20 protein-coding genes are annotated in these 20,646 nt (G+C 32.0%); 8 read left to right on the top strand and 12 right to left on the bottom strand.

Annotated features, from left to right (window positions below):
• Positions 1 to 3 precede the first annotated feature (3 nt).
• Complete coding sequence (locus tag LG45_RS13260; protein WP_052087590.1) at positions 4 to 378, top strand: DUF4296 domain-containing protein; 375 nt, start codon at positions 4 to 6, stop codon at positions 376 to 378.
• On the opposite strand, the gene LG45_RS13265 is transcribed toward LG45_RS13260, so the two are convergent.
• Positions 379 to 1,380 (bottom strand): NAD-dependent epimerase/dehydratase family protein, encoded by a 1,002-nt coding sequence (locus LG45_RS13265; RefSeq protein ID WP_035127959.1) that lies wholly within the window; start codon positions 1,378 to 1,380, stop codon positions 379 to 381.
• Positions 1,381 to 1,635: 255 nt separating this feature from the next.
• Here LG45_RS13265 and tyrS point away from each other — a divergent pair, with 255 nt between their 5' ends.
• Positions 1,636 to 2,931, top strand: a complete 1,296-nt coding sequence (gene tyrS / locus LG45_RS13270; protein WP_035127961.1) for a tyrosine--tRNA ligase — start codon at positions 1,636 to 1,638, stop codon at positions 2,929 to 2,931.
• Between the two features lie 46 nt (positions 2,932 to 2,977).
• Here the strand turns inward: tyrS and LG45_RS13275 are convergent, their stop codons facing one another.
• The 8 genes from LG45_RS13275 to LG45_RS13310 all read right to left on the bottom strand — a co-directional run bounded on the left by LG45_RS13275 (position 2,978) and on the right by LG45_RS13310 (position 11,660).
• Complete coding sequence (locus LG45_RS13275) at positions 2,978 to 3,676, bottom strand: hypothetical protein (RefSeq protein WP_035127963.1); 699 nt, start codon at positions 3,674 to 3,676, stop codon at positions 2,978 to 2,980.
• 3 nt (positions 3,677 to 3,679) lie between these two features.
• A complete protein-coding gene (locus LG45_RS13280) occupies positions 3,680 to 4,390 on the bottom strand; it encodes a hypothetical protein (RefSeq protein WP_035127965.1) in 711 nt (236 codons plus the stop codon).
• Positions 4,391 to 4,393: 3 nt separating this feature from the next.
• Positions 4,394 to 5,128, bottom strand: a complete 735-nt coding sequence (locus LG45_RS13285) for a hypothetical protein (RefSeq protein WP_035127967.1) — start codon at positions 5,126 to 5,128, stop codon at positions 4,394 to 4,396.
• Positions 5,129 to 5,174: 46 nt separating this feature from the next.
• Positions 5,175 to 6,155, bottom strand: a complete 981-nt coding sequence (locus LG45_RS13290) for a LuxE/PaaK family acyltransferase (protein ID WP_035127969.1) — start codon at positions 6,153 to 6,155, stop codon at positions 5,175 to 5,177.
• Positions 6,156 to 6,251: 96 nt separating this feature from the next.
• Positions 6,252 to 7,034, bottom strand: a complete 783-nt coding sequence (locus LG45_RS13295; RefSeq protein ID WP_035127973.1) for a T9SS type A sorting domain-containing protein — start codon at positions 7,032 to 7,034, stop codon at positions 6,252 to 6,254.
• 94 nt (positions 7,035 to 7,128) lie between these two features.
• Positions 7,129 to 7,464: a T9SS type A sorting domain-containing protein gene (locus tag LG45_RS13300; RefSeq protein ID WP_035127975.1), complete on the bottom strand. Its 336-nt coding sequence runs from the start codon at positions 7,462 to 7,464 to the stop codon at positions 7,129 to 7,131.
• A 106-nt stretch (positions 7,465 to 7,570) separates the two neighbouring features.
• Entirely contained in the window at positions 7,571 to 8,698 is a 1,128-nt protein-coding gene (locus LG45_RS13305; RefSeq protein ID WP_052087591.1) for a hypothetical protein, read from the bottom strand.
• 175 nt (positions 8,699 to 8,873) lie between these two features.
• Positions 8,874 to 11,660 carry a TonB-dependent receptor gene (locus LG45_RS13310; RefSeq protein WP_035127978.1) on the bottom strand — a complete coding sequence of 929 codons (2,787 nt, stop codon included), beginning with the start codon at positions 11,658 to 11,660 and terminating at the stop codon, positions 8,874 to 8,876.
• A 195-nt stretch (positions 11,661 to 11,855) separates the two neighbouring features.
• On the opposite strand from LG45_RS13310, the gene LG45_RS13315 reads away from it, so the two are divergent.
• Both LG45_RS13315 and LG45_RS13320 read left to right on the top strand, forming a co-directional pair.
• On the top strand, positions 11,856 to 12,539 hold the full coding sequence (locus LG45_RS13315) for a response regulator transcription factor (RefSeq protein ID WP_035127979.1): 684 nt from the start codon (positions 11,856 to 11,858) through the stop codon (positions 12,537 to 12,539).
• A gap of 44 nt (positions 12,540 to 12,583) precedes the next feature.
• The gene (locus tag LG45_RS13320; RefSeq protein ID WP_035127981.1) at positions 12,584 to 13,627 is read left to right on the top strand and encodes a sensor histidine kinase; all 1,044 of its coding nucleotides are present in this window, start codon (positions 12,584 to 12,586) and stop codon (positions 13,625 to 13,627) included.
• Here the strand turns inward: LG45_RS13320 and LG45_RS13325 are convergent.
• Complete coding sequence (locus LG45_RS13325) at positions 13,592 to 14,665, bottom strand: glycosyltransferase (protein ID WP_035127983.1); 1,074 nt, start codon at positions 14,663 to 14,665, stop codon at positions 13,592 to 13,594. The two genes, LG45_RS13320 and LG45_RS13325, sit on opposite strands and share 36 nt — an antisense overlap.
• Before the next feature lie 210 nt (positions 14,666 to 14,875).
• On the opposite strand from LG45_RS13325, the gene trmB reads away from it, so the two are divergent.
• From trmB to LG45_RS13340, 3 genes are read left to right on the top strand one after another with little or no spacing between them, the layout of a single operon-like run.
• Positions 14,876 to 15,550 carry a tRNA (guanosine(46)-N7)-methyltransferase TrmB gene (gene trmB / locus LG45_RS13330; protein ID WP_035127985.1) on the top strand — a complete coding sequence of 225 codons (675 nt, stop codon included), beginning with the start codon at positions 14,876 to 14,878 and terminating at the stop codon, positions 15,548 to 15,550.
• A 53-nt stretch (positions 15,551 to 15,603) separates the two neighbouring features.
• Entirely contained in the window at positions 15,604 to 16,239 is a 636-nt protein-coding gene (locus LG45_RS13335) for a LysE family translocator (protein ID WP_035127986.1), read from the top strand.
• Positions 16,239 to 16,562: an MGMT family protein gene (locus tag LG45_RS13340; protein ID WP_035127987.1), complete on the top strand. Its 324-nt coding sequence runs from the start codon at positions 16,239 to 16,241 to the stop codon at positions 16,560 to 16,562. Before LG45_RS13335 ends, LG45_RS13340 begins: the two co-directional genes overlap by 1 nt.
• Here the strand turns inward: LG45_RS13340 and LG45_RS13345 are convergent, their stop codons facing one another.
• Both LG45_RS13345 and LG45_RS13350 read right to left on the bottom strand, forming a co-directional pair.
• Positions 16,563 to 17,903 carry a sensor histidine kinase gene (locus tag LG45_RS13345; protein ID WP_307725775.1) on the bottom strand — a complete coding sequence of 447 codons (1,341 nt, stop codon included), beginning with the start codon at positions 17,901 to 17,903 and terminating at the stop codon, positions 16,563 to 16,565. It lies immediately after the preceding gene.
• Positions 17,896 to 19,242 (bottom strand): sigma-54-dependent transcriptional regulator, encoded by a 1,347-nt coding sequence (locus LG45_RS13350; protein ID WP_035127988.1) that lies wholly within the window; start codon positions 19,240 to 19,242, stop codon positions 17,896 to 17,898. Before LG45_RS13350 ends, LG45_RS13345 begins: the two co-directional genes overlap by 8 nt.
• A 165-nt stretch (positions 19,243 to 19,407) precedes the next feature.
• On the opposite strand from LG45_RS13350, the gene LG45_RS13355 reads away from it, so the two are divergent.
• Entirely contained in the window at positions 19,408 to 20,646 is a 1,239-nt protein-coding gene (locus LG45_RS13355; RefSeq protein WP_165570807.1) for an efflux RND transporter periplasmic adaptor subunit, read from the top strand.

The following is a 20,646-nucleotide window of genomic DNA, read 5'->3' on the forward strand; positions in this document are numbered from 1 at the left end:
ACAATGAAAAAATTAATTTTACTTTTTATAGGTTTGGCAACTTTAGTTTCGAGTTGTAATAATACGGGTATTGAAAAGCCAAAAAACTTATTGGATGAAGATCAAATGGTGAATATTATTTATGATTTGTCTTTATTGGATGCTATTCGTTCACAAAATATTGGTGTACAAAATTTGACGCCAACAGCAAACCAACTTTTAAAGGATAAGTACAAAATTGATAGTTTGACTTTCGCCAAAAACTCACAATATTATGCTTCGGATGTTGTGAAATACAAAGAAATTTACGATCAAGTAAAACTTAAATTGGATCGTGAAAACGAAAAAATTAATGGTAAAAAAACTGAAACTCCAGTCGATGGCGGCATCGTCAAATAATTATTTATTGAAGTAAACTACAATTTTATCTAAGTAATTATCTATTTTTTCAAATTGAAAGTTCAAATAGTTTTTTACCTTTTCGTTACTAATTTGATCTTTATTTAATAGCGATTGTGCACCTTGTTTAGATATTTTTCTATTAGTTTGAATCACTTTTGACAATAACCAATCAATTTTCCAGGCTAGCGATAGCATCCAAGGTTGAGCTTCGATATTTGGTTTTTTAGCTTTTATTTTTTCAGAAATTTTGTAGATAATATCTTTGTAAGATAGATTTTCTGATATTATTATAAATCGTTCTCCATTGGATGGCGATTCCATTAAAAGTTGCATAATTTTCACCACATCAGTTACAGCAACATAACCCGAAGTTCCGTTGGTGTAAAACGGTAATCCTTTTTTTATTGAAGTAAAAAAAGCACCACTTCCTTGATTCCAGAAACCCGGACCAAAAATCACACCCGGATTTACGATAACTACTTGCAAGCCTTCTTGATGACCACGCCAAACTTCCATTTCGGCGCCATATTTGGAAATTCCGTAATCGCTGTGTAAAACTTCGGGATTCCATTCGGTTTCTTCGGTGATTATGGTTTGGTTCTGATTTAAATCGCCCAACGCGGCAATCGAGCTTACATGACATAATTTTTTTACCTTTTTATCGATGCAAAAATTTACAATATTCGCCGTTCCTTCAATATTTACTTTACGTAATTGGATTTCGTCTTTGGGATTGAATGAAATGCAAGCGGCACAATGATAGACATAATCAACGTTTTGAAATGCAATTTCTAAAGATGGAATGTCAAGAATATTGGCTTCTATCCATTCTATTTGATTAAATAAATTGGATTTTTTGTAGAGGTCAAATAGTAGTTTGGTTTTGGAAATGTGCTCTGATTTTCTGTAAATAGCACGAACTTTTGCTTCTCCATTTTCTATTAAATGTAGCAATAAATGTGCGCCTACTAAACCAGTTCCACCTGTTACTAATATCATATTGCGAATTTACGAATTAGGAATTATGAATTACGAATAATGCTTCTTAATTTTTTGAATTTTAGCAAAAGACATTGGCTAAATAGCCCTGATGCAAGGGAAAAGCTCCCGATTTTTATCGGGACTTTGGAAAGGCAGCAGGAATTACCACTACTGAAAATGCCCAAGCCATTCGCTCCTAAATATTGAAATTTAATTTTGAAATTGGCATTGCCATTGACTTTAGTTATATTTGCGCAAATTATAGTTTTTAAGATGAAGAATTTAGTAGAGGAATTGCAGTGGCGCGGATTGGTTCATGATATTATGCCTGGCACAGAAGAGCAACTTTTAAAGGAAATGACTACGACGTATATTGGGTTTGACCCAACGAGCGATTCGTTGCATATTGGGAGTTTGGTGCCGATTATTTTATTGGTTCATTTAGAAAAATTCGGACATAAACCTATTGCTTTGGTTGGTGGCGCGACTGGCATGATTGGTGATCCATCGGGTAAAAGTGATGAGAGAAACTTGCTAGATGAAGCTACTTTGGATAAAAATGTTGCTGGAATAAAAGCAGTTTTGTCTCGATTTTTAGATTTTAATTCGACTGCAGCAAATGCACCAATTTTAGTGAATAACTACGATTGGATGAAGGATTTTTCGTTTATAAATTTTGCTCGCGATGTGGGTAAACGCATCACGGTGAACTATATGATGGCGAAAGATTCGGTTAAAAAACGTTTGGCTGGCGAAGGCGAAGGAATGAGTTTTACGGAATTTACCTATCAATTGATTCAAGGATATGATTTTCATCATTTGTATAAAGAGCATAATTGCTTGTTGCAAATGGGCGGAAGCGATCAATGGGGAAATATTACAACTGGAACCGAATTGGTGCGAAGAATGAATGGAGAAGGAGCAAAAGCGTATGCGATGACTTGTCCGTTGATTACGAAAGCTGATGGTTCTAAATTTGGAAAATCGGAAGGTGGAAATGTTTGGTTGACAGCTGATAAAACTTCGGTTTATAAATTTTACCAATTTTGGTTGAATACGACCGATGTTGATGCGGAAAAATACATTAAAATCTTTACTTTTTTAGATAAAAATACAATTGATTCTTTGATTGCTGAACATAATGAAACGCCGCATTTAAGGGTTTTACAAAAGCGTTTGGCTGAAGAAGTTACTACGTTTGTTCATGGAAAAGAACAATTTGAAAAAGCGGTAGAAGCATCGAAAGTGCTTTTTGGAAATCCAACAATGGAAGATTTAAAACAATTGGACGAAGCTACTTTTCTAGAAGTTTTTGAAGGTGTTCCGCAAGCAGAAATTAAAATTGCTGATGTTGAAGTTGGAATTAATATTATTGATGTTTTAAACGAAAAATCCGGCTTTTTTAAGTCGAATGGAGAAGCAAGAAGAGCTTTGACTGCCAATTCTATTTCGGTAAATAAAACAAAAGTTACAGAGGAATTTGTATTGTCATTGAAAGATTTAATAAACAATGAATTTGTTTTATTGCAAAGTGGTAAGAAAAATTATTTTGTTTTGCGTGTGGTTTAAAAACAACTATAAATCAATATTAGGCGTACTTTTTGTGCGCCTTTTTTTATTCCCTAAAGTTCATTTCTACCTTATTAGATTTGTAGTTCCCTTTGATGAAATTTTCATTTTTCATGATTGCTTCTAGTTCTTCTTTAGTCAGTCGGCCTTGAAATTCGCTTTTCAATAATGATAATTCTAGTTCTAAAAAGTACTTGTGGTTTTCATCAAAATAATATTCTAAATCGTGACTTTTTAAGTAGCGTTTTTTGTCCCAATTTATTTTTTGAACAAACTGTTTTGTTTCATTTGGTTTTAAAACTAATATAGAATTCATAATAGCTTTGTTGTTTTTTTGCCAAGCATATTCTGGATCAGAATTTATTTTTTCGTACTCTAATTTTATAGAATCTCTTCTGTTCTTAAGATATTCATCGATACTTTGTTGATTGAAATCCTTAGATGTGAAAACAGTTCTATTAGTTGTAAATACTTGTGCAACGTCGATCGGAGTTTCATTTTGGTACAAACGATACGTTGGAACATATTGCATCGAACTTGCCACGCTTGGAATAAATTTTTTCGAATTTAAAAAGAAGGAAACTTCCTTGTTCGACAAGTTCTTAATATGATAAACAATTGTAAATTCTCGGTCACGAAATTCTTTAGAATCCTTAGAAGTAATCGAATCTATTTTTATTTCAATAGGACGATTTTGGCTGAACGACCAAAAGCTTATTAGTAGAAAAAGTAGTTTTAATTTCATGAGTTATTCTTTAAAATTGATTTCCATTCTGTTGGAAACATAGTATCCTTCTAAAAAATTAGGATTCTCTTTCATCTTTTTATAATCTTCTTCAGGGAAAAAATATTGAAAGTCTTTTTTGTAAAAAACCATCGATAGTTCTAAATAATAAGGTTCTTTTTCATCGATGTAATATTCTAAATCGTCTACTTTAAAATATCTTCTTTTGTTCCAATAAAATGTTTCGGTAAACGTTCTAACTTCCTTAGGTTGAAACGTGTGAATGGCACTTTTTACATATTCAAAATCATTTATTTTTCTTCGTCTTGCAACTTCTTCTTTCATTTTTATGGTGTCGCGAGGTCTGTTCTTAATGTAAGCTAACATTATTTTTGCTCTTGCTTCCGCACTTTCTGCATTGTCAAGACTATCTAAATGTTGCATTTGTCGAATGTTTTTATTCAATATATTTAATCGGATGTATTTATCATTCTCTACAATTACTGAATATACTTTTAACTTATTTACATCGGGATAAAAATTGGTCATCGGATAAGAACAATTAATAAACTTTACTTCTCTATCGGTTGTGTTTTGAATACGATAGTTGACTGTAAATTTTCTAATATTTCCATGTGTATCAGATGATGTTATAGAATCAATTATAATTTCGAGTGGTTTTTGTCCGAATGAAAACGATGAATAAAGCAGAAAAAGGATAATTCTTAGTTTCATGAGTTATTCTTTAAAATCAATTTTCATTCTATTTGAAACAAAATCGCCGCGAATAAAGTTCGGATTTGCATTTATTTTTGCCAAATCTTCTTCAGATAATTGGTCTTTGAAAAGATTGGTTTTTAAGTCTAAAATCAGTTCAATTTCTATGGTGTTGTTTTCGTCTAAATAAAATTCTAAATCGTCATTTTTGATAAATCTATTCTTGTTCCAAAGTGTTTTTATTGTGAATGATTTTGTTTCTTTTGGCTTTAAAACTATGATGTTGTTGAGTAATTTTTGTCGATAATAAACCCATTGAAAATCTTCACTCGTTCCGCCATTATCTTTGTATTTTTTGTAATAGTCCATTGCAACAATAGCTTGTTTTGTTTGGAAGTTTTTCGCTAATTTTTTGGCTTCATCTGATGTTTTATCTTCAATTTTGGCGTATTCCAACTCGTCTTCGGTTTCATATTCAAAAAATGGTCCGTCCATATCTTCAAACACACCGTTTTGATGCATTCTGTAAACTGGATAAAGTGTAAGCGAACTCGCAGTATTGGCTATCAAAGCATTTGGAAGTAGAAAAAACGAAAGTTCCTCAGATGTTTTATTCTCTATCTGATAATTAATATGATATTCAGTATTAGATGCAGAAATATCTTCGGTTTTGATAGACGTAATCGTAACTCCAAGCTTTGGATTTTGAGCTATAACAGAAAACGAGATAAGGAATAGAAAGTAAAATAATCGCATAGACAGTGGCTTTGAATTTATCTATAACGAAGAAAGGAAAAATTTATTACAAAACCATCAAGTTACAACCACGAATATCAGAATTATCAAATCTTCCCAAAACTTCAAAAGAATTATTTGGATATTTTTTACCCAAATCTTGTGTAGCGATGAAGGAACACGAATTGATATTTGCCAAATCAATGACATTTATTCCGCCAGTTTTTCCTGTTGAAACGTAGGTCAAAGCATCTTCTGTATCGCGAACTAAAATGTTCATCCAGTTGGGGCATTCGAATATTCCGTTGCCCAACGAATAAGCTTGCGATAACAATTCGGTCATTCCGTATTCCGAGTGAATGCTGGAAACTCCAAATCCGTTGCATAAAATTTCATGTAATTCTTCGCGGATGATTTCTTTTCGCTTGCCTTTCATACCGCCAGTTTCCATGATGATGGTATTTTTTAATTGAAATTTTTGTAGTTCAATTAAATCCAATAAAGCATAAGTGACTCCAATTAAAATTACATTTTGTCCAGATGAATCTAGTTCTATTAATTTGGAAATTAATTCATCGTAATTGTTCAAATAAAATCCACTGTGTTCGTTGTTGGAACTTTCAATTAAATCTTTAACCATGTAAATCAACGACGAACCAGAACGCTCTAAATAGGATGGAAGCAAAGCTAAAACGGCATAATCTTCTATATTTCCGTAAAATTCTGAAAAAGCATTTCGATAACTTTCTTCATATAAAGTGACGTCGGTAATGAGATGTTTACTGGTAATCATGCCAGTTGTTCCGCTACTTGTAAACGTTTCTTGAATTGCATCTGATGAAGATAAAATATCATGACTTTTAAAAAACTGAATGGGTAAAAACGGAATTTGTTGTAATGATTTCACACTTCCTTTTTCTACTTTCAATAATTCGCAAAACGAACGATAAACAGCGTTGTTTTCGTATTGAAAACGAAATACTTTAAGCGCTATTTTTTCAAATTGCTTTTGGTTGGAAATAGTGAAAATATCGTGAGGAGTAATCATAAATTGTATTAGATTCTGAAACAAGTTCAGAATGACAAAAGTACTAAAAATAAAAAAGCCCCAACAATGCTGGAGCTTTTTGTAATTTGAAAGAAATTATTTTTTTACAATTTTTCTGCTAGTTTTAGCATAATCATTTTGAATTGTTACAAGATAAACGCCAGATGCTAAAGATTGAGTATTAATAGCTTCATTACTATCTACTCTATTTGAACTAAATAATTTACCATCTATAGAATAAATGTTTACTGTAGCTCTTGTAGGCATTTGAATAGTTAATGAATTAGTTATGATAGTTGCCATTTTTACTTGATTGTCAAAATCTTTTATTTCTTCTAAAGATAAAGTAGCTTTGTCATAAAACTTAACATCGTCAAAATATATAACACCACCACCAGTTGTAGATGTTTCTGGGTAAACTCTTAATCCAGCTCTTGAAACAATTGCGGTTGCATTTGGCACACTTTCAGCAGTGAAAAATTGCCAAGAAGCAGAATCTGTTGAATAATCAGTTGCTTGTAATGCATTTGCGCCAGTATCAGCGGTAGCTGTTCTAAATTGACCCCAATGTCTAAATCTTGAGTTTGCGTCATTATCCAAATACCATCCAGAAAAAACATAAGTTACGCCTTGTGTTACAGGTATGTCTGTTGTTGGACTAATTGTTTTGTTACCAGAAGCTGGAGATGTCAAACCAATTGAACTTAATCCGCCGTGAAAAATAGTAGTGCTTTGTGCGACTGTTGATCCCGTTGTAAACCATGCGTCAGGAACACCAGCTGTCCAAGCTTCAAAATCACCATTTGGCATTAAATTGACTTGTGCGTTGGTAGTTGCTGAAATAGCAACCAATAATAATAAAGAGTAAATTTTTTTCATTTTTTTTAATTTAATTTTAGACGACAAAGGTAGGGACAATTTTTAAAATTAAAAATTATCAAAGTAAAAAAAAAGTTAAATCTTTATGATTTAACTATCTGACTATTAATTTTCTAGTAGCACTAGCGTCACCTTCTTCTATCTTGATGATGTAAACACCAGGATTTAAGGATGAGATATTTAATTCTCTAGAAGTTAAAAGAGTTTGAAGTACTTTTTTCCCTAGAACATCAAAGATGGTTACTTGCTTGTCTTCGTTGTTTTTTGTAGTAATATAAAGCTTTCCTGTAGTAGCAGGATTTGGGTAAAAATTAAGTCCTTCAATAGTGTTTTCTTGCACTCTTGAAGAGGTTTTTCCATCTTGAGCCACTACAGAAGTAGTAGAAAGAAAGATGAAAAACAGAATACTATATAGGTAATTTTTTGTCATGAGTTCAATTTGGTTATTACAAATGTATAAAATACTTTTCAAATACAATGCCAAAAGCAAAAAAAAATCCCTCGATTTGAGGGATTTTAATATTATTTTAAGAAGATTATAAATTTCTTAACCAAGTACCAGCTGTGAATGGTGCAGTATTAGCTCCAGTTGCTCCTGCATTTACAGTTACTATAGAGTTAATGTTTGTAGTATCACCAGTAATTCCATTTTTAGTTAATGCAGTAATAAAAGTAATATTCGCATTTGTAACTTTTAAAGAACCATCTTGAAATTGAGCTAATTGGTTTCTTAAATCTACTCCATAACCAACTCCAGTTGCAACTACATTTGAAATGTTTCCAGCAGTTCCTTCTTTAAAGTTGAAAGCAGCTTTAGTAGCATTTCCAGAACCTGTGATTGTTACATTAGATACAGTTGGATTTGCTCTTGGAGAACTATTAAATTCAACAGGTAAGTTTGAACATTCGAAAGCAAAATCTCCATTAGATGGTTGGATAATCCAGATGTTGCTGATTGTTCCTCTATAACCTCTATCCCAGTCAATATTGTCGTCTTCACAACCAAATGCAGCTAAGTTAGTAGCGTTTACAGTTCCACCGAAGAATTCGAAAGCATCATCAGCACCTTTATAAGCTTGTAAGTTTTCTAAAACTGTTCCAGTTCCTAATCCGAAGAAAGAGAAAGCATTGTATTCTGCAGTTCCGCCAGTAATTGCAGCTCCAGCATATTCAACTCTAACATATTTTAAAGATCCAGAGTTATCTGCATTGTCAGTTCCACCGTAGATTAAACCACCAGCTTCTGCAATTTCAGTTCCACCAGCAACATTGATTCCTGCTTTACCATTCATGATAATTCCACCCCATGCACCAACAGTTGCAGATTGAGCTGTAAAAACAATTGGAGAAGAAGATGTTCCATTAGCAATTAGTTTTGCACCTTGCTCTATTTGTAAATAGTTTGCACCTAAAGCTTGGTCAGCAGTTGATACAGTAAAAGTAGATCCTGGCTCAATAGTTAAAGTTGCTCCAGCTTTTACAGTTACTACTCCTTTAAGTGTATAATTTCCTGCAGGTATATTTAAATCTGCTGTAATGTTACCTTGTAATGTAGTTCCTTCTAAATTTGGAACGCTTGGAGTGTTGTCGTCATCACTACTAGAACATCCAATTGCAAAAAACGCTACTGATAAAGCTAATGCTTTTAAAAAATTTGTTTTCATTTTTGTTTTTTATTATGTTATATTGTTGAGGCAAATTTAGAATTTGAATGCGCAAAAGAGGTTATCTAAAAGTTATATAACAGTTATAGTGTTGTCAATTAAATGTAAAATAAGTGTTATCAAATAAAAAAGGTAGGATGTAAATCCTACCTTCTAAAATATATTTGAATTTTAATTAGAACGTATATGAAAATTCTAAACCAATATTAATTCCTTCGTTTAATCTTCTACTTGTATTATCATATAAACTTGGGTTAGCAATAGTTGTAGTAGCGTCTTGAGTAATTAATATTTCGCTGTTTAGTGCATTTTTAACCGTTAAGTTAACTTGATAGTTCTTGTTAAATGTATTTCTCCAAGTAAAGTCTAACCTGTTTATTGGTTTTTCAACAAAATCTGCTGCTCCAGAGTTACCAACTCCATATATTCTGTCACTAAAAGTGTTGAAAATTGCAGAAACTCTAGAATCGATTCTATCTGATTTTGTAATTTCAAATGTAACATCGGCATTTAAAATGAAATCAGATGCACCTTGAAGAGAGCGAGAAGTAGTAGTTAATTGTGCAAATTTTGCAGAATCTGCTTTTTCATTTGACTTCATCAATATAGTGTTAAATCCTAAAGAAGTTTTCTTTGCTATTACTCCATCACCAAATAATAAATCTAATCCAAAATTAGATTCAATTTCGATTCCAAATAATTGAGCTTCTTCAAAATTATCATATTGCTCTAGGAAACCAGTTGATGTACCTTCAACTAATCTAGTAATAGGGTCTTGAATATATTTTCCAAATGCTGCTACAGAAAACACATTTCCTGTTCTAGGAAAAAATTCGTATTTTAAATCAACATTGTAGTTTTGAGTATTTTTAATGTTTGGGTTACCAATAGTAAAGTTACCATCTCCATCTTGATATCTAAATGGTAAAATCTCTCTAACTCTTGCTTTTGTTGATGTTTTTGATGCAGTAAAACGTAAGTTTGTTTTATCATTTAAAGCATATTTTAAATTTAAAACTGGACTAATATCGAATGGAGCATATTCTTTGATTGTGAAAGGCGAATTAACTGTTGCGGTTTCTAATCTGTATTTTGTTTCTCTAAATAAATATTCTGCCCTAACTCCTAAATCTAAAGTAAGTTTTTCCCAGTTTCTTGTATAATTGATAAATCCTGCATTTGTAAATTGTGCAATTTCTACTTTGTAAGTTGGGTCTGCAGTACTTGAATAATATAAGTTTCCGTTTGCAAAATTTTCATCGAAGAATTGTTGAGGATAATTTGTGTTTATCGATGTATCAGTAAGATTTGATCCACCATTTACACGAATTGTTCTATTGAAAAAATCAAAGTTAGTCATGTCGCCATTATATCCAAATCGTACAGAATTTTTAGAAGTATTTCTCACTTCACCACCAAAATCAATTTGGTATTCTAATTTACCATTTACATTTATATTATCTAAGACTGAGTAAAATCTAAAAGGATTAACACCATTAAAAGTTACATAATTTGCATCGTCTTCTACGCCTTCTGTAATTAAAATTTTTCTGTCCGGCATATTATTTTTACCCATTGTTGCTGCAACACCATAGTCTAAGGTATGTTTCTTGTCTTTAAAGTAGAACGTTCCTAATTGCTGAAGTCCAAGTGAAGTATTTTCCATGTATTTAGTATCTCTCAAAAAGAAAGGTTTGTCAATGGTAATGAAATCTGTATTTTCTCCTTGAAATTCTCTAATACTGTTTTCAGAATTTTGTATGTAAATCAAGTTAAATAAATGGTTGTATTTATTTTGTTTTTTATAATTGATACTTGCTAATGCTGATTTCTGTGTAGAATATTCCCAACGAGCTAAATCGAAATCTTTAAATGCTGTACCTTCAGAATTCACATTTCTTCTTTTTCCTGTTTGACTTAAAAAGTTGTTGTTAAAATTAACATTGAAGATATAACCAATTTTTCGGTCTCTAGATAAAGAGAAAGAATCAGAATTTGTGATGCTTGTTCCAAAACTTAAAGGCGCTTTAGTTCTGTCAGGATTCCAAGATGAATTAAATAAGTCTTTTGATTCAAGCGGAGATGCATCATAAGAACTTGCTTGGTTTTCATCAAATTGACTAGGTAAATTTCTATAATCACCAGTGTATCCAAAGAAATCGCCACTGCCTTCATCAGAAGTTTTAAAGTTTTTAAATGTTGCAAGAGTATTTAAACCTGTTGAAATACTAATTTTTGTGAACGGTTTTGAGTTAATATCTTTTGTCCAAATATTAATTGAAGCTCCAGCGAAATCTTGATATAATCCTGTATTGAAAGTTTTAAAAACATCAATATTTCTTACAATATCTGTTGGAATAAAACTCAAGGGCATTGTTTTTAAGTTTGGATCAGATGGAATAAAGTTCAATCCATTTATTTGAAGATAATTGTATCTATCATCTAAACCTCTAATAAAAATACCTCTATCAGAAACTTTAGAAACGCCGGAAATTTTAGAAACTCCTTGTTCAACTGTAGAAACACCTTTACGTTGCATTTCTTGTGTTCCAATACTTTGCTTGATCTCTACTGCATTTTTTTGCTCTGTCAATAAAGCACTTTCTTTTTCTTTACTAACTACTCTTTGTACAACAACATCTTGCAATTGATATCCACCAGAACCTAATGTTTTGTTGATAATTACTGTTTCTCCAGCTTTTACTGTCACTGGAACTTCTACGTTTTCGTATCCAACAAAGCTAAACTGAACCACATAATTTCCTGGTTCTACGCTTAAACTATATTGTCCTTTGTCATCTGTGTTTACTCCAATTGTTGTACCTTTAACTACTGCATTGGCATAAGCTAATGGCGCGTTTTTAGCTTCTTTGTCTAAAAGCGTTCCTTTAATTGTTCCTTTTGTTTGTGCAAGTGCAGTTACACTAAAAAGTAATGTTATCAGAATTAATTTAATTTTCATCAGTTGTAATTGTTAAATTTTGGTGCAAAGAACGTATTGCATTGTAAAGTTCAAGTTACTTCCAATTTATCTTTAGGTTTCTTAATTATTACCATAATGTTACCAGATTAAATTACTGTTAACTCATTCTAATGTATTATTGATATTGTTTAAAGTGCTATATTTACAATCGCAAAACAACCAATTTTTTGCCCTATGAAAAAAAAAGACATAAAGATTCTACTAGTTGATGATGAGCAAGATATCCTAGAAATTGTGGGATACAATCTATCTCAAGAAGGTTTTAAAATTGTAACTGCATCCAACGGAAAAGAAGCTATTTCGGTAGCCAAAAAAGAACGTCCGCAATTAATTATTATGGATGTAATGATGCCCGAAATGGACGGAATGGAAGCTTGTGAAAACATCAGAAAAATTCCAGAATTAAGTAATACGATAATCACTTTTTTAACTGCAAGAAGTGAAGATTATTCTCAAGTAGCAGGTTTTGATGTTGGTGCCGATGATTACATTGCTAAACCAATTAAACCAAAACTATTAGTTAGTAAAGTAAAAGCATTACTCAGACGTTTAAAAGATGATTCTCCTTCTAGTGAAAACTTAAACGTAGGCGGAATTGAAATCAATCGTGAAGAATACAAAATTGTAATGGATGGAAGAGAAATTGTACTTCCAAGAAAAGAATTTGAATTGTTCTATTTACTAGCTTCTAAACCAGGAAAGGTATTTAAAAGAGAAGAAATTCTTGATAAAGTTTGGGGTAACGAAGTAATTGTAGGTGGAAGAACGATTGATGTTCACATCAGAAAATTACGTGAAAAAATTGGCGAAGAGTTATTTAAAACCATAAAAGGTGTAGGTTATAAATTTGAAGTTTAAATTCCCTATTTTTACAGAGTTAACCAACACTGATCTTTACAAAAATGGGATTGACTTTTAAAAAAACATATCGATTTGCGGTAATATCTACGCTGTATATTACTCTTTTTTCTACTTCTTTAATTGTTGTATTATCGTTGTTGTTTTCAGAATTTTCATGGCAAATGTGTTTATCATTCGCTGTCGGAATTGGTGTTTTCTCCTTTTTTGTGCTTCAATATAGAGTAGAACATTTTATTTATAGAAGGGTAAAAAAAATATATGATGACGTTTCCTTATTAGATTCTTCTACCTTAAGAACGCAATCAATCACTACCGATATGGCAACATTAACTAAAGAAGTTAAAAAGTTTGCCACCGATAAAAAACTTGAAATCGAAAATTTAAAAGTTCGTGAAGAATACCGCCGAGAATTTATGGGCAACGTTTCGCACGAATTAAAAACGCCTTTATTTACCGTTCAAGGGTATCTTTCTACGCTTATTGATAGCGGAATGAAAGATAAAGATTTGCGTAAAAAATATCTTGAAAGAGCTGAGAAAGGTGTAGAACGATTGATCTATATTGTCAACGATTTAGATATGATTTCTAAATTTGAAATGGGCGATTTAAATGTAGAATATTCTGAATTTAATATTGTTGAATTGGTTCAAAATGTTTTTGATTTACTCGAAATGCAAGCCGACAAAAAGAATATTATTCTAATGTTTGATCGAAAATACAGCAAGCCAATTAAAGTTTACGCCGACAAAGACAAGATCCAGCAAGTTGTGACCAACCTAATTGTAAATTCTATAAAATACGGAAAAGAAAACGGCACAACTGAAGTTACTATTGAAGACTTAGTGAAAAGTAAATTGATAGTTCGTGTGCGTGATAATGGCGAAGGAATTGCGCAAAATCATATTCCGAGATTGTTTGAACGCTTTTTTAGAGTTGATAAAAGTGGAGCTAGAAGTGAAGGCGGATCTGGACTTGGACTTTCAATTGTGAAACATATTATTGAAGCGCACGACGAGAAAATTTATGTAGAAAGCGACTTCGGGAAAGGCTCAGAATTTTCTTTCACTCTCGAAAAGGTGAAATAATTGTTTCCAGTTTACGTCTTGTTTTATGTTGGGCAATCCTTTGTACAACTGAACTAAAAGCAAACCATCGAGTTTAAATTTCTCTTGTCTTGAACTTGGTACTAATCCTTCTTTTTTGTATTTTTTAGCTAAATATTCTTGTTCAAATTGCCCTGGTGTTGGTATGAAAAAAGCTTTCTTTTCTAGCTTTGCCAAATCCATAACGGTTGTATAACCAGAGCGGCACAAAACAATTTCACTTTCGTTAAAAGTTTGTTCTAATTGCTCGGTTTGCATGAAATTATAAAACGTAATGTTCTTTATTTGCTCGGTCTTTTGCTCGGCTTCTACTTTTCCTTTTATAAAAACTACGTTGTCTTTGTAGTTTTCTAATTCTACTATTAATTTTTCTTCTAGAAAAGTGCGTTGCGGTTCTGGACCAGATAAAATTACCATTAATTGATATTTTATTGGCAACTCTTTTTTTTGTAGTCGGCTAAGAATTCCTATGTAGGTTAACTTGAGTTTGGTGTTTTTTAAATGACCCAATTTTCCAGTTAAATTTGGAATTTCGTTCACATCTGGAATCCAACATTCGGTGAATTTTGAAATGAAATGTTGGTGTAATTTGCTAGAAATCCAAGTAGTTTTTCCAGATAGAACGGTTAGCTGATGTGTGATGAAAACCGATGGAACTTTTTTACTATGAACACCAAGACGGTTGTCTGATATGATTCCGGAGAGTTGATGTTCTTTTACAATTTTTTTTATTTGTTGCTTTTCTTGTAAAATGGCGTACAACGTTTTGGGACTGTTTTTAATTAATTTCCATTTAAAATTTTCTCCTTTTTTGGCATATTCAATATTGTAAGATGGTAATTCGATTGTTGTTAAATGTGGAAATTCTTTTCTTAATAAAGCAAGAGCAACTCCATCGGAAGCTATTATTGGATTAAAACCATTTTTTTCTAATTCTTGAATTATTGGAATACAACGTGTTGCGTGACCTAAACCCCAATTTAATGGAGCAACTAGTATGTTTTTGGTTTCGTTTTTCAAAGTTTACAAAAATTCAAAATTGATAATTTATTAACCCTGATTGCAGCGGCATCCTTTTCTTTTTTTCTTTAAAAAAGAAAAGATATAGCGAAAAGCAGGAATTACGACGGCAAAAATGCCCAAGCCATTCGTTTCTAATAATTATTCAAATATAAAACTAATTTTAATCTTATATATTTCCTTAATTTTGCCAAAACATTAATTTTAGACGTGGGAAGTAAAAATAAGTTAAAAAGATTTAGGGAAAACGAATCGTTTGAGAACGTTTTTCAGCCAACAAGAGAAGAAGTGGTGAGTGACAGTTTTGCGCTCAGAGGCAAATGGAACGCCGATTTTTTCAAGAACGACAATCCGATAATTATTGAATTGGGTTGCGGAAAAGGTGAGTATTCTGTAGGTTTGGCAGAACGTTATCCTGATAAAAACTTTGTTGGAATTGATATAAAAGGCGCGCGATTTTGGCGTGGTGCAAAAACGGCCGTTGATGACGGAATGCGAAATGTGGCGTTTGTACGAACTCAAATTGAGCTAATAAACCACATTTTTGCAGATGGTGAAGTTGATGAGGTTTGGATTACTTTTCCAGATCCGCAAATAAAATACAAGAGAACGAAGCACAGAATGACGAATTCGGAGTTTTTGAAATTGTATAAAAGAATTTTGAAACCAGATGGCGTTGTAAATTTAAAAACCGATTCTGAGTTTATGCACGGTTACACGCTTGGTTTGTTGCATGGCGAAGGTCACGAGGTTTTGTATGCCAATCATAATGTTTATAAAAATGAAGGTTCTCCGAGTGAAGTAACTCAAATTCAAACGTTTTACGAGAAACAATATTTGGAAATTAACAAAGCAATTACGTATATTCGTTTTAAAATAAAATAACGTCAAGTTTATATTTTCCAATTTTGGAATTTGGAATTTGAAAATTGGAATTTATGAACATTGTCCTTCCGCTTTTATCGGGATTTGTTGCTGCCGTGATTGGTATTATTCCGCCAGGATTAATTAATTTGACAGCAGCCAAAGTGAGTTTGGTAGACGGAAGAAAACGCGCTATGGTTTTTGTATTGGGCGCGTTGGTTGTAATTTTTGTTCAAACCTACATTTCTGTAATCTTCGCTCAATACATAAACAATCACAAAGAAATTGTGGTTTTACTTCGCGAAATTGGGTTGGTGATATTCTCCTTATTATCCATTTATTTTTTATTTTTTGCTAAAAAACCCAAATTAAAATCGGAAGATTCTTTGCACTTGAAAAGTAAAAGAAGCCGTTTTTTTATGGGAATGCTGATTTCTGCCATAAATTTTTTTCCAATTCCGTATTATGTTTTTGTGAGTGTGACATTGGCGTCGTTTAACATTTTCGATTTCACACCTTCGTCTATATGTAGTTTGGTGATTGGCGCGGTTTTAGGTTCGTTTTTTGTGTTTTATTTGTATGTTTTGTTTTTTAATAAAATGAAAAGTAAAGCCGATTATTTTATGCAAAACATGAATACAATTATAGGAATTATCACTGCAATTGTTGCCTTATTAACTTTGTATAATGTGATACAATTTCATTTCTAATGGAAGAAAATTTCTTTGAACGCGTTTATGAAATTGCGCGACAAATTCCCTTCGGAAGAGTAACTTCTTACGGAGCAATTGCCAAAGCTTTGGGAACAGCTCGATCAGCAAGAATGGTCGGTTGGGCAATGAACGCCAGTCATAATCGTGAAGATGTTCCTGCACATCGGGTTGTGAATAGAAAAGGATTACTTTCGGGCAAACATCATTTTGACGGAACTAATTTAATGCAACAACTTTTAGAAAACGAAGGAGTTGAAGTTGTTGATAATCAGATTGTAGATTTTGAGAAATATTTTTGGGTGCCTGAAATGAAGTTGTAATTACTCCACCAAACAAATCACAAAACTCGTTTTATTATCTTCGTTTTGAAATGCCAAATAACCTCCATGCGCTTCAACAATGCTTTTAGATAAAGTCAGTCCAATTCCTGCGCCTTCTTTTCTTGTGGTAAAAAACGGTAAGAAAATCTTGTCTTTAATTTCGGTATCAATTCCAATTCCTGTATCGGTGATAGTGATGAAAACGCGTTTTTCTTTTACTTCAGCAGTTATTGTAATTTGTTTTTCTTTTCTTTCAGAAAGCGCATAAATACTGTTGGTTAGCAAATTAATAAGTACTTGTTCTATTTGCTTTTTGTCAATTTCGAGCCATCTTTTAAAAGAGATTTTGTTGCTAATTTGTATTTTTTCTTGTTTAAAAAGTGGTGCCATTATCTGTAAACTTTCTGCAATAAGTTGCGATAATTCTACCTTTTCTTTTTTGGGCGAAGGCAACATAGCTAGCTTTCTGTAACTTTCTACAAACTGTTGTAAATGATCACTACGATTGAGCATCGTGGCAACACTTTGTTTCATATCTTCCAAATCTTCTTGCGAAAGCGTTTCTTGTTGTACCAATTCGTGTAAATTTTGCGAAAGCGAACGAATGGGCGTAAGCGAATTCAACAACTCGTGCGAAATGACTTTCATCAAATTTATCCAAGCTTCTTTTTCTTTCTTTTCAACTACTTTTTGAATTGAATCTAATAAAACAATGTAATACTCTTGATTTAATGTTTTGCTTCTTGAAGATTGCATTACAAAGGTTTGTGTGTCTTGGTTGTTGACTCTAATTTGTAATGATGTTTTAATTTCTTCAAAATTTTGCTCTTCAATAATCCCACAAAGTGATGGCAATTGATTCCTCAAATAACTCCATTTTGACACTTTTGGAACCGTAAAATGTTTTGAAAAATAATCGTTCATCAAAAAAATAGACCAATCGTTTTCTTCTTTTTTCAGAATTAATATTCCGGTTTCAATATTATTTAAAATAGATTGATAAATGATGTCTTTAGAAATTTGATCGTTTTGTTTTTGCTTCAAATTGTTGAATAATTTAAATAAACTCTCATAATTTTTAAACGATTTATGTCTTGAAAAATCGGCAGAAAAATCATTTTGTAAAATGGCTTCAATGGTTTTATCGTAAAGCAGAAACGCGTTTTTAATATAAAAATACAATTCAATAAACAGTAAAATAATTATAAAGAAAGTAAATATAGAAGTGTAAATCAATCCTTTTTGAAGCAAATAAAAGCTTGCTCCAACACCAAGAACAATCGCAAGTAATCGGATGAAAAGTTGGTTGTAAATTTTTAAAGATTGAAACATATTACTCATTACTAATATTATATTTTTCCATTCTTCGATATAAAGAAGCTCTCGATAAACCCAGTTCTTCCGCAGATTTACTAATGTTTTGATTGTTTTTTGCTAATACTTTTTCGATAGTATTTTTTTCAATTTCCGAAAGTTGTAAATCGTCCTGAGATGCATCATAAGAAGTGATTTCGTCCAAATCTAAATCGGATGCCGAAATAGAATTGTTGTCACACAAAATGATAGCACGTTCAATTCTGTTTTCCATCTCACGAATATTTCCGTTCCAAGCGTGTTGCTCCATTTTTGTTAAAGCAATTTCGTCAAAAACAATTTCGTTTCTATCATATTTATCAATCATTTTCTCCAATAAAAATTGTGCCAACGGAATTTTATCTTCTTTTCGTTCTCGAAGTGGCGGCAAAATAATTTCCATCGTATTAATTCGATAATACAAATCTTCTCGGAATGTTTTTTGAAAAACTTCTTGTTTCAAATTCAAATTCGTCGCAGTAATAATTCTAACATTTAATGGTCTTGGCTTAGATTCGCCCAATCGTGTAACAGTTTTCGTTTGAATTACTTGCAACAATTTTGATTGTAAATGCAACGGAACATTACCTATTTCGTCAAGAAAAATAGTTCCGTTTTGCGCCATTTCAAATCTTCCAGCTGTGTCATTTTTGGCATCAGTAAAAGCACCTTTTGCATAACCAAAAAGTTCGCTTTCAAAAATGAAATCGCTCAACGCACCCAAATCGACAGCCATAAAAGTATTGTTTCTTCGTTCAGATTGTTGGTGAATATAATTTGCCATTACATATTTCCCTGTTCCATTTTCTCCCAAAATCAAAACATTCGCATCAGTTTTAGCCACTTTATCAGCAAGTGAATAGGCTTTTTTTATGGTTTCAGAATTCCCAATAAAAAACGAGTCAACAACTTTTTTATCGATTTTTTTCTGTTGTTTTCGAGATTCATCAACGGCTTGTTTTACAACTGACACTAATTTTTCGTTCTCCCAAGGTTTTAAAACATAATCAAAAGCGCCATTTTTTAAACCTTCAACTGCAGTTTCTACTTTTCCAAAAGCAGTCATTAAAATCACAATGGTTTTGGGCGAAAGCGTTTTTATTTCTTTCAAAAGATACAAACCTTCGCGTCCATCTTCAAAACCAATTCGGTAATTCATATCCAATAAAACCACATCAATCGGATTTTCTGCCAACAATTTCACCACGTTTTTAGGATTATTTAATGTGTGAATTGTTTCAAAATGTTTCTTCAAAAGCATTTTTGCTGCAAAAAGAATGTCTTCTTGATCATCAATTACTAGTATGTTGGCTTGCGTTTTTTTCATTTAATCTGAATTTGTTTCAGTTTCACTGTTCGGTTTCGTACAAAAGGTGTTCGATTATGAACATTTTGGAAAAACAATAAATTCATAAATGCTTTAATAGTCAGTAAGTTATGAATTTTAAGTTCTTGGCACAAAATTGCTTATATCATCATCAAAATAATACTAATGGACACCGTCATCACTCACAAAACTAACAAAAAAAAGTATCTAATTATGGCTTTGCCTATCTTTTTGATATTAGGATACTTTATTTTCACATCGGTTACTAAAAAAAGAAGTTTGAATATAAAAAAGGAAGAAATAACAATAAAAACGGTTGAAGAAGGTTTCTTTGAAGATTTTTTAGTTTTTCAAGCACAAGTTGAACCAATGAATTCGATGTTGGTCAATATTATTGAAGGTGGCGCAGTTCAAGAAATATTTGTTGGCAACGGTGATATGGTTGTGAAAGGCCAACCATTAGCGAGATTGTACAATCCAAATTCGGAGTTGAACTACATGCAACAAGAAACTTCGATTATCGAACAAATAAATAATTTGAACAAAGCCAAACTCGATTTGAGAAATCAAGAACTCAGTCTTGCCAAAGATTTAATTTCGATTGAACACGATTATTTGGATGCCAAAAATTTGTATGATTTGAACAAAAAACTATTTGATCAAGAAATCTTGGCTAAAAATGAATGGCAAATTACACAAGAGAATTTCAGATTTCAAAAAGAGCGAATGAACATCATCAAGCAAAGTGTGACCAAAGAAAAACAAGCGAATCAGATTCAAATTGGGCAACTTAATCAATCTATTGCTATAATGGATAAAAGTTTGTCGATTTTAAGAAGCAACAAAAAGAATTTTCTAATCACAGCACCACAATCGGGAAGACTTTCATCTTTTGAGCCTATTCTAGGAAAAACCTACACACAAGGCGTAAGTATTGGAACAATTGATGTTATGAAAGGTTATAAATTGGTTGCCGACGTTGATGAATTCTATTTGGATAAAATTAAAATGAATCAAAAAGGAACGGTAGAATTCAACGGAAAACCATTAGACATTGAAATTGTAAAAATTATTAAAGAAATAAAAAGTGGTCAGTTTCAGGTGGAATTGAATTTTGCTTCAGCAGAAAACATCGACTTACAACAAGGATTAAGTTTTAGCGTTCGATTAAATTTATCCGAAAAAACGAAATCAACATTACTTTCCAAAGGAAGTTTTAATCAAGAAACCGCAGGAAAATGGATATTTGTAGTAAAAGGAAACAAAGCCGAACGAAGAACAATAAAATTAGGAAGAGAAAATCCGCTGTATTATGAAGTTTTAGACGGATTAAAAGTTGGTGAAAAAGTGATTACATCATCATATAAAGATTATAAGGAAGTAGCAGTTTTAAATTTAGAGTAG

This window comes from Flavobacterium aquatile LMG 4008 = ATCC 11947, assembly GCF_000757385.1.
Taxonomy (GTDB): Bacteria; Bacteroidota; Bacteroidia; order Flavobacteriales; family Flavobacteriaceae; genus Flavobacterium; species Flavobacterium aquatile.